Genomic DNA, 12,875 nt, shown 5'->3' with positions numbered 1-12,875 from the left:
AGATAAATGACATGGGTTTTGTTTGATTATCCTAGATGAAGTACTGTTCGAAAAGCCAAGGATTGGCTTACAGCAAAGGGCATAGAATTTTCTACCCGTCACATTGTTCGTGACAATCCAACTAAAGATGAAATACGTGAACTTCATCAAAGAAGTGGTTTGGAGATTAAAAAATTCTTTAACACCAGCGGTGTCAAATACAGGGAACTGGGGTTAAAGGACAGAATTAAAACTGCCACTGCGGAAGAGCTTTATGATATCCTGGCCTCCGATGGCATGTTGGTGAAACGTCCCATATTGACAAATGGTGAGAAGGTTTTGGTTGGTTTTAAAGAACAGGAATGGCAAGGGACATTTGCATCATAACCTGGAACGGATCGGGAATACTACAGCTGAGGTCGAAGGGCCTTTGTCAGAAAGCCAGTCAATCCTTGAAACGGCTATATAGGCCCAAAGAGAGTCTGGACCCGCATCGAAAAGGTTCTAAATTAACGGAGGTGAAAAAATGTCAGATCGTGGTACCAGCAACAGCCCGAACACCAGGAATCCAGAACGCCCTGCCAGCCACCCTGCCAGGTTAGATCAATTTGCTGACGATCTTTTTCAGGGAAATGAAAAGCCCAAGGAAAAGATGCGTGTTACCTCCAGCAAAGAAAAGCCAATGTAATATAAGATCAAAGAGTCGGCCTACAAGGGTCGGCTTTATTTTTCTTGCTATTAGAAGTATAAAATAGAAGTATAAAATTTTAAGGATGATAGGATTAGAAAAGCTCTGACTCGCGCGATAGGCTGGCGCGGGCCTGAGCTTTTCTAATAATTATGACAAAAAAATGAACAAAGCCTGAACGACCTATCATATTAGAGGGAAATCATTGGAATTTAACGAATAGTAATTTTATCATCATAAAGAGAAGAAAGAACAAGGGGGATTTGAAAATGAATTTAAAGGGAACGAAAACAGAAGCAAACCTATTAGCTGCCTTTGCAGGTGAAAGTCAGGCACGAAATAAATATACCTACTGGGCTAGCACTGCAAAAAAAGAAGGCTATGAGCAAATTGCAGGTATCTTTATTGAGACTGCAGACAATGAGAAGGAACACGCAAAAAGACTTTTTAAATTTCTCAATGGCATTACAGATACCAAAACGCACCTCAAAGAAGCGGCAGAGGGTGAAAACTACGAATACACCAATATGTACGTGGAATTTGAGAGAATTGCCCGGGAAGAAGGTTTTAACGAGATTGCTGATGTGTTTAAAGAAATTGGCGAGGTGGAAGAAGAACATGAAAAACGTTTTCTGGCCTTGTTGAAAAATATTGAAGAAGGCAGAGTATTTAAGCGGGAAGAGCAAGTCAAGTGGAAGTGCCGCAATTGTGGTTATGTCCACGAAGGAAAAGAAGCACCTGAGTTGTGCCCCGCCTGTGCTCACCCTCAGGCCCACTACGAATTACTGGTTGAAAACTATTAGTCAAAAGGAAGTGTCGCAAACTACTTTTTAGTAGGCAGGCGACACTTTTTTCATTCAAAATGTAGGCAACAGCCCCTGTGTCGTTCCGCACCGCTCATTGTGTAACACGATTAGGTCTGTCAACTTTGAATTATACCGATAATTAACACCACAATGGCTACGGTGGTAAAGACATATTTGGTGTGAAACTCCAACCATTTACCCAATGGTTTTGCGGCACCTTTATTGATTTGTTCTCTGGCTTTGGCTGCACCATATATCCAGAAGAAGACAAAGGATGCCATAACAGCACCAAAGGGCACAAAATAAATGGTCACAAGGTCAGCAAATTTGCCAAATAGATCCATATTTAGATCCAGGGGGATACCAATTATAAAGCCAGCCAGGGCTACGATAAGGGAAGCTTTCAGCCGGCTCAGATTAAAGCGATCCATGATCGCCTCAACGGGTACCTCCATTAGATTGATGGCGGAGGAGATGGCAGCAAAAATTACAGCTAAGAAGAAAAGAATAGCAAAGATAGTGCCGCCAGCCATCGTCTTAAATACCATTGGAAGGGTAATAAATAACAAAGGGGGCCCCGCCTGAATGTCTAAATTGAAGGCAAAGGTTGATGGAATGGTAACAAAGGCAGCCAACAGAGAAGCAATGGTAGTCCAAAGTGCAGTATGAATGGCAGAGGAAGTAACATCCTCTGTTTCCTTAAGGTAACTGCCATAAACCAGCATGGCAGCACCACCCAGGGACACTGTAAAGAAGGCTTGTCCTAAAGCCATCACCCAGGTGGTGCCATCTGCCAGTTTGCTCCAGTCTGGTGCCAGCAGAAATCGAACACCCTCCATGGAACCAGGTAAGGTCAAAGAACGAAACAACAGAATAATTAGAATGATGAACAGACCGGGCATCATATATTTATTGGCTCTTTCAATACCGCCTAAAACACCCTTGGCAATAATGGTTAAGGTTATGGCCAATGCTAAGAAATGCCAGAAAATACTCTCAGGGTGCCCAGCAAAGCCGGCAAAGTAAGGACCGGGATCAATTTTACCAAAGGCTCCGCGGATGGCAAGATAAAGATATTTCAAAATCCAACCACAAACAACCAAATAAAAGACAAAGACCCCAGTAACACCGAGAACGGGTATAATACCCAGTGCAGCACCGTAATTCTTGCCCTTTGACTTAAATACCTTGGCAAAGGAGCCGATGGCCCCCTTTCGTTGGCTGCGGCCAAAGGCAAATTCACCCATTAAACCAAAAACACCTAAACCAAAGGTAAAGAGCAGATAAGGAATCATGAATGCTCCACCGCCGTGGGCACCGATCCGCCAGGGGAACATCCATATGGAGCCAAGCCCCATTGCTGCTCCGATACAGGCTAAAATAAAACCGGTTTTTCCTGACCAAGTCTCACGTTCTGCAGCCATTTCATGCACCACCCGTTATATATGAAGTATTACCAAGGATAAACTTCCTCCAACCAAGTTAATTATGCCCATATTGATAGCAAACTTAATAATTATATGGTAAAATTCTCATCAACAGAGGTGATAAATGTGTCAACCAATTTAACCAGTGGTATTATTGGACTGCCGATGGTGGGAAAAACAACAATATTTAATTTATTGACCAACTCGAATCAGGAAACATCAAATTTCCTCAGTGGTAAAACCGAAACCATTACTGCATCTGCCAAAATACCAGATAAAAGAATTGATTTTTTAGTGAACATGTACAAGCCGCGTAAAACTACCTTTGCCCAGATTCAATTTAGTGAAGTACCAGGCTTGGTACGGGGTTCCAGTGAAGGGAAGGGTGTTGGCAACCAATTCCTCAGTGCCGTTCGTAATGCTGACTTATTGGTTCATGTGGTAAGAGCCTTTGAGAACTCAGACGTACCCCATGTGGAAGATGAGATTAATCCGATGCGGGATATAGAAACCATTGCCGTAGAGATTCTTTTGGCTGATATGGATCTGGTGGAAAAGAGAATTGAAAGAATTCAGTCGGGTAAAAAGATTACCAAGGAAAACGCCTTTGAATTAGAAGTCTTAAAGAAATGTTTGCAGGCTTTGGAGGATGAAAGTCCCATTAGCCAATTGGGTTTAACCGATGAAGAAAAAGCAACTCTGAAAAACTATGCCTTTTTGACTGAGAAACCCATGATGCTGGTAATCAACATTGATGAAGACCAGTTTAGGGAAGGAAGCTACCCGGGTAAGGCCAATGTGGAAAAATACGCTGCAGAAAAGGGCATTGCTGTCATAGAGATATGTGGCCGTATAGAAATGGAAATCAGCCAATTGCCAGACGAGGACCGGGAACTATTTATGGAAGACCTGGGTATCAAGGAATTGGGTATCGATCGTTTGGCTCAGGCAGCCTATGAATATTTAGGTTTAATTTCCTTCCTAACTGCTGGGGAGGATGAGGTGCGGGCCTGGACAATCAGGCGCAGCACAGATGCCAAAAGAGCGGCAGGAAAGATTCACTCCGATATTGAACGCGGCTTTATCCGCGCTGAGGTTATTGCCTTTGCAGACCTGTCGGCCACTGGTTCCATGGCCAAAGCCAAAGAAAAGGGCGTCCTCCGCTTGGAAGGTAAAGAATATACCGTACAGGATGGAGATATTATTAATTTTAGATTTAATGTTTAATTTTGCATATATGGTAAATGGCAGCCCTGCCAAGGGGCTGCTTTTTCAGCCTTCAGCCAGCCGTTTTGTCATTCTGAGCTAGCGAAGGATCTTTCCAGTATGAGTATGCTTTAGCCCCTACTTGAGTTAAAATATAACAAGTAAGGCATAATCACCAAACGGGAGTCGATTTATTTGAAATGGGATGTTTTAGTGGTTGGGGGAGGCCCCGCTGGCATGATGGCGGCAGCCCGGGCAGCTATGCTGGGGGCACGGGTGCTGCTGCTGGAGAAAAATGAATCCCTGGGCAGAAAAATGCTCATTACTGGCGGGGGACGTTGCAACCTAACCAATTGTGCTGATATTAATGAAATGATTGTCAATATTCCGGGCAATGGTAAATTTGTCTATGGTGCCTTACACCGATTTTCAGGCGAAGATTTAAGAAGTTTTTTACGCACCCTAGGGATTAAGACGAAAGTAGAAGAAAGAGGGCGGGTTTTTCCGGTTAGTGACCGGGCCGCCGATGTGGTTCAGGCACTTACTGGGTACCTAAAGCAAATTGGTGTGAAAATAAGTTATGCCGTTAAGGTAAGTTCTCTTTTGGTGGCGGATCAAACCTGTCAGGGTGTCAAAATAAATGACCAGGTCGTAACTGCTAAAGCAGTGGTGGTAGCCACCGGCGGGCTTTCTTATCCTGCCACTGGCAGCACCGGGGATGGTTACAAGCTGGCCCGGCAGGTGGGGCATTCAGTGACCCCATTGTTGCCTGCGGCTGTTTCCATTACCTGTAACGACCCCTGGATACTCAACCGAGAGGTGCAGGGACTTTCTTTAAAGGACGTAACCATCACCCTTTACAATCAAAAAGGAAAAACAATGGCAGCGGAGGTTGGCGATGTTATTGTAACCCACTGGGGTCTTTCGGGTCCCGGTGCTCTGCGGGTAAGCAGACCAGTGGCACTGGCCTGTCAGAAGGATAGCCAGGCCTTAATCCAAGGAAAAATAGATTTGTTCCCCGGCTACCCCTTGGGTGACCTAGAACAAAAACTAACAAAAAACCTTGACCAAGCCGGCAAGCGTTCCATAAAAAATAGTTTAGCCGAAAGCATACCAGAGAGGTTGACCAAAGTGATCCTACGGTTGGTTGATATTCCCTTAGAGCGTCCTTCAAATAGGGTAAGCCACCACGAGATAAGCAATCTGACTGCTTTATTGAAGGGTTTGCCAATTCATATAACCGGTACCAGACCCATTCAAGAGGCCACAATAACTGCCGGAGGAATTAAAGTAAATGAAATAAATCCCCGGACAATGGAATCCAAGCTGATGAAAGGTCTGTTTTTTGCCGGAGAAGTTCTGGATGTGGATGCACAGACGGGTGGTTTTAATATGCAGGTGGCCTTTAGCACTGGCTATGTGGCAGGGGAGTCTGCGGCAAATTTTATCTAATTAATATCTTGACGAAAAAGCTAAACCTATTGTACATTACAATAATAAAATAAAAATTTTGCACTTATCAAGAGTGGTGGAGGGACTGGCCCTATGAAACCCGGCAACCGGCCATTTATGGCGGCGGTGCCAACTCCTGCAGGGACTTTTGTTTCTTGAAAGATAAGGTGTGCGACGGGATTTCGATCACCCATAACGCCCTTATTGGGTGTTTTTTTATTATGGTAATTATTGGAGGATTATATGCTGCTGCCACAAATAGCTTTAAAGATTCCACCAGCCAAGGTACTTCGTTACCTGGGCATAAAAAATTCAACGGACCATTGGCCGGAATTGCTTAGGCAGATTGAAGCGGTTATTCAAGCCGGGAAAGTTTTAGCCACACCTACGGCGGCAATTAATCAAGTACCCTTTTATCTAGAGCAGCAGGGGGTTGCCATTGGCTCGATGCCTGACCTTGTGCTTGGAGATGCTGCATTAAGAAAAATTAGTGCTGTAAGCGTGGTGGCAGTAACAGTTGGGGAAGCTATCGAACAAGAAGTGACACGGTTATTTAATAAGGGCGAAACAACCAAGGGAGTTATCCTGGATGCAGTGGGAACTGTGGCGGTGGAAGAACTGTCAGAGCAAGTAATTGGCCTGGCAGCCCGCCAGATGAGAGTAAGGGGATTATATGCCACGGCCAAGCTAGGCCCTGGTTATCAAGACATGCCGCTGGAGTATTTGCCGGCAGTGCTTCAATTGGCTGAAGCGTGGCAGATAAATATAGCTTGCAATGAGTTTTGCCAGATGAAACCCTCAAAATCCCTATGTTTTTTTATTGGTTGGGTGCCAGAGCCGCCTAAAATACGTGGGAAATGTGACCTGTGTCAGAAGGCTGATTGTCTATATCGTTGCTGGAATGGAAGGAGAGAAGAATTTGTCCTTTAGAGAAAGAGTTCAAAAAGAAGTTTTAATCATTGATGGTGCCATGGGTACATTGTTGCAACAGAGGGGACTTCCCGGGGGTTGGTGTCCAGAGGAATGGAACCTCAGCCAGCCCGAGATTATTAAGGAAATTCATAAACTGTATCTAGAAGCAGGGGCAGACATCATAACGACCAACACCTTTGGGGCCATCGGATTAAAATTGGCGGACTATAACCTGGCTGATCAGGTCAAAGAAATTAACCGGCAGGCCGTTATCATCGCGAAAGAGGCGGCCAGGCCATACGGAGCAATGGTAGCCGGTTCAGTGGGACCCCTGGGTAAGTTTTTGCAACCACTGGGTACCATGACCTTTGATCAAGCCTATGAGCAATTTTATGAACAATGCCTGGCAATGGTGGAGGCAGGTGTTGATTTAATCCTCTTTGAAACCTTTGGCGACATCGGAGAAATGCGTGCAGCCCTCATTGCTGCTGCAGATGCCGGCAATGTACCAGTGGTGGCTAGCTTTACCTTTGATGAAACGGGTCGCACCTTTACCGGTACCGACCCGGAAACCGCCGCAGTGGTGGCTGAAAGACTTGGTGTTGCTGCCATTGGGGTCAATTGTTCAGTGGGACCCCGTCAATTGGAAAAGGTGGTTCAGACCCTTACAGAAAGTACGAACCTGCCGATCTTGGTTTCACCAAATGCCGGTATGCCGGAAATTATGGATGGTAAAACCGTTTTTCGGGAGACACCAGAGACCATGGCCCAGTATGCCGAGCGTTTTGTCACCTATGGGGCCTCTATTCTGGGCGGTTGCTGTGGCACCACCCCCGAGCATATCCAGGCAATTTATGGCCGGGTAAAGAAACTTAAAAGAAAACCCCGGAGTAAAACCTTTGGTTTAAGGGTAGCCAGCCGGGTTAAAACCGTGACCATTGATCCCCAGGGTATACCCGTAGCCATCGGGGAGCGTCTCAACCCCACCGGCAAAAAGGCTTTGCAAGAAGAAATTCGTGCAGGGAAAACGGAAATTACCAGACGGGATGCTTTGGCTCAGGTACAAGCCGGGGCGGAAATTTTAGACGTTAACGTTGGAGTGGGCGGGGTAGACCAGATTTCGGCCATGGAGCGAGCCATTCAGGCCATTCAGGTTTTGGTAGAAGCTCCCCTATGTATCGATAGTACAGACCCTCAGGTAATCGAACAGGCTTTAAAACTGTACCACGGCAAGGCGATTATCAATTCTGTCAATGGTGAAGAAAGTAGCATCGAAACAATCCTACCCCTGGCCAAACGCTATGGGGCGGCCCTGATTGGTTTAACTCTGGATGAGCAAGGTATTCCAGCCACAGTCCAGGGTAGGCTGGAGGTGGCGCGAAAGCTGGTGCAAAAAACCGAAGAGTGGGGTATTCCCAGACAGGATTTGATGCTGGATTGTCTGGTGTTAACTGTCAGTGCCCAACCGGAAGGAGTACCGCAAACCCTCGAAGCCATTAGACGGGTAAAGAAGGAACTGGGAGTAACCACTAGTTTGGGGGTCAGCAATGTTTCCTTTGGCCTGCCAAACCGCGGCTTGATCAATACGGCATTCTTTGCCATGGCCTTATATGCCGGCTTGGATGCAGCCATCCTAAATCCCCAGGATGAACGTATGATGGAAACCCTGAGGGCCTCTGCCGTGCTGCTGGCCCGGGATGTCAGGGCTGAGAAGTACATTGCCAGGGAGCAACAGGCAGCGAACGGTCCTCAAGTGGCAAAGCCCCAAGAGAAGTTGGCCACTACTCCCTTGGAAGTTTTATACCAGGCAGTGCTTTCCGGGGACAAAGATAATGTTGTGACATACATTGATGAAGCCTTGGCCACAGGGCTATCGCCAATGGAATTGTTGGATAAAGCCTTAGTGCCTGGGATCGAGGAAGTGGGACGAAGATATGGGCTAGGTATTTACTTTTTGCCGCAGTTAATGATGGCCGGTGAGACCATGACCAAAAGCTTTGAACATTTACGTCCGGAATTGGCCAAGGGGCCCTCTAAAAAAGCAGGCACAGTGGTGATGGCAACGGTTAAGGGAGATATCCACGACATCGGCAAAAATATTGTCTCGGTAATGCTGTCTAACCATGGTTTTGATGTCATAGACCTGGGCAAAAATGTACCCAATGAGGAGATTGTCCGGGTGGCAGCAGAAAAAAATGCTGAGATTATTGGTTTAAGTGCCTTAATGACCACCACCATGGTGAATATGCCTGAAATAATTAAGCAAGTGAAAGAACAGGGGCTACGGTGCAAAGTAATGGTGGGTGGGGCTGCGGTTACGGAACAATATGCCCAGGAAATCGGGGCCGATGGTTATGCCGTTGATGCGGTGGAAGCAGTAAATATGGTTAAAAAATTGGTATGTTAACTTCAAAAGAGGGTTTGCCTTGGATAAAATAGAAATTGTTTTTCAGCCAATGGGGAAATCAATTGAGGTATCACCGGGCACAACCGTATTTGATGCAGCCAGACTGCTCGGCATTGATCTGGCTGCCCCCTGTGGGGGTACGGGCCGCTGTGGTAAATGCCTGGTCAAGGTATTGCCCTCTGACACGGAGGGGCAGTGGGTTTTAGCCTGTCAAACTCCTATTGATCAGGCTGGCACAGTGGAAGTGCCAGCCTCTGGGGAACTGGTGATTTTGGCAGAAGGCCACGCCCAGGGGATACCTACCGATCCTGCCTTTGTGGTAGAAAAAAACGGTGAGCTAAAGCACCGTGCAGGGGTTTTTGTAGAAAAGTTTGAATGGGACGATCCGCCGCTGGGACTGGCCGTGGATATAGGAACCACTACGATGGTTAGCTATTTATATGATCTCTTTAGTGGTAAAAGACTGGCTGTGGCCTCTCTAAGGAACGGCCAATATCTCTACGGGGCGGATGTTATATCGCGTCTGTCCCATGCTTTAACGGGAGAGGCAAACTATCAAAACCTTCGCTCAGCATTGGTGGCAGGTTTAAATTCACTTGCCTTGTCCTGTGCCCAGGAGGCTCAGGTTAACCCTGAGCAGATCCGGGAAATTGTCATGGTAGGAAATACTCCCATGATTCACATATTGTTGCAACTTCCCTTACATGGACTGGCCAATGCCCCCTTTCAGCCTTACGCCAAGGGACCTTTCTATAAAACGGCAGAGGAATTGGGACTTACCGCTGTGCCCAAAGCAGTTTGTTATTTACCACCTTTGATCGGTGGTTTTGTGGGTTCCGATGCCCTGGCTGCCTGTCTGGCCCAAGGTTTTTCTTGGTCCGATGAAACCAAGTTACTGGTGGATATTGGCACCAACGGTGAAATCCTACTGCAAAAAGGGGCAAAGTTTCTGGCTGCCTCTGCCCCGGCGGGACCTGCCCTGGAGGGTGGTAATATTAAGCACGGCATGGTAGCTAGGTCCGGTGCCATTGATAAGGTTACGATGGATTTTGATGTGCATGCAAGCGTTATCGGCGGGGGCCGGGCAGAAGGAATCTGTGGTTCCGGTCTGGTAGATGCCCTGGCTGAAATGCTGCGGTTGGGTATCGTTGACAGCAGTGGCCGTATCCAAGGGGTAGAGGAACTTTCCCCGGTAATATCCTTTAAGATTAAACAAAGACTAAAAACGCACCCGGAAAGAGCCGTAAATCTGACGAAAGACATTTTTATTACCCAACAGGATATTCGGGAAGTGCAGCTTGCTAAAGCAGCAGTGGCGGCAGCCATAAAGGTGATCCTAACAGAAGCAAGCATAGCACCGGAAGATATAACAGAGTTAAAGCTGGCCGGGGGTTTTGGGAACTATTTAGACCCGGCCAATGCCCAAAGAATCGGTCTGTTAAATGGCATCTCCTTAGCAAAGGTACAACAGGTTGGCAATGCCGCCGGAATAGGGTCAATTAGGATGCTGCTTTCCTACGGTGAAAGACTAAGGGCGGAGAATATGCAAAAAGCCTTTAAACATTTGGAACTGGCAATGGATGAAAGGTATCAAGGGTTGTTCCTGGATCAAATCAATTTCCCGAATAAGGAATACGAAAGGCTAAAAAACCCCCCGGATCTTTAAAAATCCAGGGGGTTTTGGTTATTTAATTGGGAATGGGTTGAATCCACTGTAAATCATGGCAGCTACAATGGCAGCCACGATGATGCCGTAAATGAAGCAGGGGATGGCATTTCTTCTGATTATCTTACCTTCTGCGCCGATGGTACCCACTGTGGCACAAACCGCAACGACGTTGTTAACACAGATCATGTTACCCACAGCACCACCAATAATCTGTAGGCTTACAATCAGTATCTCGGGCATGGCCAGAATTCTGGCGGTCTCAAACTGGAAGGAAGCAAATAGAATGTTGGATACTGTGTTGGACCCGGAAATAAAGGCACCTAACACACCGATAAAGGGTGCAAAGAAGGGGAAGGCATCCCCGGATAGAGCAGCTGCAGCTTGGGCCATCGCTGTCATCATGCTGGGCAGGTTGCCAGCGTTGGTACCTGAGTTAAGCATCAATTGAACCAAGGCTACACCGGCGAATAGGGCAATGGCAGCACCGGTAATTTGCTTAAAGGTGTTGGTCCAAGCAGTCTTGATTTGTTGGCCATTCATACCGTGAATAAAGTGGGTGATTAAGGCCACCAGGATAAAGGGAACGGTTCCAGGTAGATATGCCCATTGTAAGGCATAATTTAGATTTTCAATACCCATGATGTTAGGGATAGTAATAGTTTGGGCGGCCAACATGGCCTTTAAACCCAGGGAGGGAATACGGGTTGCAACAAGGATAATAGCAATTAAGGCATAGGGAGCCCAAGCCTTGGCCAGGGACATTTTGGCCTCACCAATATCACCCGTGTTCTCTTCCATAACAGATTTCCAATCAGCCTCCCACTTGGATTTGTGGGGGAAATCCCAGGTATCCTTGGGTACTAAGAAACCGGCTTTGGCAGCCAATAGAACGATAGGCAGTCCAATGAAAGCACCGACCAGAGAGGGAAACTCAGGTCCTAAGAACGCAGCGGTCAAAATATAAGGTATGACAAAGGCTAAACCGGCAAAAATTGCAAAGGGTGCTGCTGCCAAACCAGGTTTAATGGATCTTTCTTCACTGAAGAACTTGGTCATGAGGCAGAGACCCAGTAAGGGAATAAATACACCAACCACACCATGGGGAATTGCTACCCACTTAGTCATTAGTAACTTAAAGACTTCTTGATCAGCGCCTACCTGGCTCAAGTTTCCGGCCAAAGTACTCATGGCACCAAATACAGGGGTACCAACTGCACCAAAGGATACAGGGGTACTGTTAAAGATAAGTGCTACCATGGCCGCAGCCAGGGGAGGAAAACCAAGACCCACTAGCAGGGGACCACAAATAGCAGCGGGTGTACCAAAACCAGCGGCACCTTCGATGAAGGCACCGAACATCCAGCCAATAATGACAGCCTGAATACGACGGTCCTTGGTGATGCCGTTAAAACCATTGTTAATGGTGGTCATGGCACCGGAAGTTTTCATGGTATTGAGAATTAAAATGGCTCCAAAGATAATAATAAGAACGTCAATGGCTTTTAAAAATCCAAATAAGGAATAGCCAAAAACATGTTGAAAATCCATTTGCCAAACTGTTAAAGCTATGCCGGCACTGAGGGCCCAGGATAGGGGTAACGCTCTTTTGGCGGGCCAGTTAAAAGCAGCCATTAGTATAATCGTTAGTAAAATCGGCACAAAGGCCATGAAAGCTAACATAGAGGACCTCCTTGCAAGTTTTAGTTATTTATGATTGCCTCTTTAGTTATAAATAATGCCTTAAAACTTGAAAATCACCTCCCCTTGTAATACTCAAACTTTGAACCTTGTGGTAATGGGAGCCGTACTTCCTAAAATGCAACGCAAATCTGATAATAGTATGGCATGATATCTGATGGTCAGACCGTTAATATTAATATTAAACATGTTTTGTCAAAATCCTCTGTTATATAAAAAATATTTTTAAAAATTAAAACATTCCATTAGTTGGCAATGTGGCCGACATAAATAGTAAATCCTTACAGGAGTGAAAATGTCTAATTTGGACAATCTATGAACAGGAGGTGTTACATTAATGGCTAAAGAGAAACGTACATCAAAGGCTCTAGAAGAAATAGAACAATTGACATCCAGTTGTTCAAATTCAAGTGAGTGTTCTAGCTCTAGCAGCTCTGTTTCTGATAACTCCGATCAAATGTGCTCTGAATGCCAGAAGTAACACAGATTTGGGGCTGTCGCAGTAAGCCAGCCTGGAAAACAACAAAAGACGGCGACTGGCAGATGCCAGAAGCCGTCTTTTGTTGTAAAATATAGTTGTGAACAAAACTTTACAGCCAAATTATACATTAACCGGGAATGTATATCAACT

Annotated in this window: 10 protein-coding genes and 1 riboswitch; of the genes, 8 read left to right on the top strand and 2 right to left on the bottom strand. The window is 46.0% G+C overall.

Features of this window, described 5'->3' with window-relative positions:
• Window positions 1–6: 6 nt before the first annotated feature.
• From AC1U9Z_RS13945 to rbr, 3 genes are all read left to right on the top strand, one after another.
• Window positions 7–366: an arsenate reductase family protein gene (locus tag AC1U9Z_RS13945; protein WP_333532299.1), complete on the top strand. Its 360-nt coding sequence runs from the start codon at window positions 7–9 to the stop codon at window positions 364–366.
• A gap of 139 nt (window positions 367–505) precedes the next feature.
• Complete coding sequence (locus AC1U9Z_RS13940; RefSeq protein WP_333532298.1) at window positions 506–667, top strand: hypothetical protein; 162 nt, start codon at window positions 506–508, stop codon at window positions 665–667.
• 269 nt (window positions 668–936) lie between these two features.
• Window positions 937–1,470 carry a rubrerythrin gene (gene rbr / locus AC1U9Z_RS13935; protein WP_333532297.1) on the top strand — a complete coding sequence of 178 codons (534 nt, stop codon included), beginning with the start codon at window positions 937–939 and terminating at the stop codon, window positions 1,468–1,470.
• A 119-nt stretch (window positions 1,471–1,589) separates the two neighbouring features.
• Here the strand turns inward: rbr and AC1U9Z_RS13930 are convergent, their stop codons facing one another.
• Window positions 1,590–2,897 carry a sodium-dependent transporter gene (locus AC1U9Z_RS13930; protein ID WP_479957973.1) on the bottom strand — a complete coding sequence of 436 codons (1,308 nt, stop codon included), beginning with the start codon at window positions 2,895–2,897 and terminating at the stop codon, window positions 1,590–1,592.
• Window positions 2,898–3,026: 129 nt separating this feature from the next.
• Between AC1U9Z_RS13930 and ychF the strand changes: the two genes are divergently transcribed.
• The 5 genes from ychF (at window position 3,027) to AC1U9Z_RS13905 (ending at window position 10,543) form a co-directional block, all read left to right on the top strand.
• Window positions 3,027–4,127 carry a redox-regulated ATPase YchF gene (gene ychF, locus AC1U9Z_RS13925; RefSeq protein ID WP_479957971.1) on the top strand — a complete coding sequence of 367 codons (1,101 nt, stop codon included), beginning with the start codon at window positions 3,027–3,029 and terminating at the stop codon, window positions 4,125–4,127.
• A gap of 174 nt (window positions 4,128–4,301) precedes the next feature.
• Entirely contained in the window at window positions 4,302–5,558 is a 1,257-nt protein-coding gene (locus AC1U9Z_RS13920) for a BaiN/RdsA family NAD(P)/FAD-dependent oxidoreductase (RefSeq protein ID WP_479957969.1), read from the top strand.
• A gap of 61 nt (window positions 5,559–5,619) precedes the next feature.
• A riboswitch (SAM riboswitch) is annotated at window positions 5,620–5,727 on the top strand.
• 74 nt (window positions 5,728–5,801) lie between these two features.
• On the top strand, window positions 5,802–6,488 hold the full coding sequence (locus AC1U9Z_RS13915; protein ID WP_479957966.1) for a Vitamin B12 dependent methionine synthase activation subunit: 687 nt from the start codon (window positions 5,802–5,804) through the stop codon (window positions 6,486–6,488).
• A complete protein-coding gene (locus tag AC1U9Z_RS13910) occupies window positions 6,478–8,877 on the top strand; it encodes a homocysteine S-methyltransferase family protein (RefSeq protein WP_479957963.1) in 2,400 nt (799 codons plus the stop codon). The genes AC1U9Z_RS13915 and AC1U9Z_RS13910 overlap by 11 nt, the downstream gene beginning before the upstream one ends.
• Before the next feature lie 19 nt (window positions 8,878–8,896).
• Window positions 8,897–10,543 (top strand): ASKHA domain-containing protein, encoded by a 1,647-nt coding sequence (locus AC1U9Z_RS13905; protein WP_333532291.1) that lies wholly within the window; start codon window positions 8,897–8,899, stop codon window positions 10,541–10,543.
• Between the two features lie 18 nt (window positions 10,544–10,561).
• Here AC1U9Z_RS13905 and AC1U9Z_RS13900 read toward each other — a convergent pair whose 3' ends face one another.
• Window positions 10,562–12,226: an L-lactate permease gene (locus AC1U9Z_RS13900; protein ID WP_479957961.1), complete on the bottom strand. Its 1,665-nt coding sequence runs from the start codon at window positions 12,224–12,226 to the stop codon at window positions 10,562–10,564.
• Window positions 12,227–12,875: the final 649 nt, after the last annotated feature.

Source organism: Desulfotomaculum sp., assembly GCF_982386235.1.
Note: the sequence above shows the minus strand (reverse complement) of the source record. Positions and strands in the feature narration are given on the sequence as shown.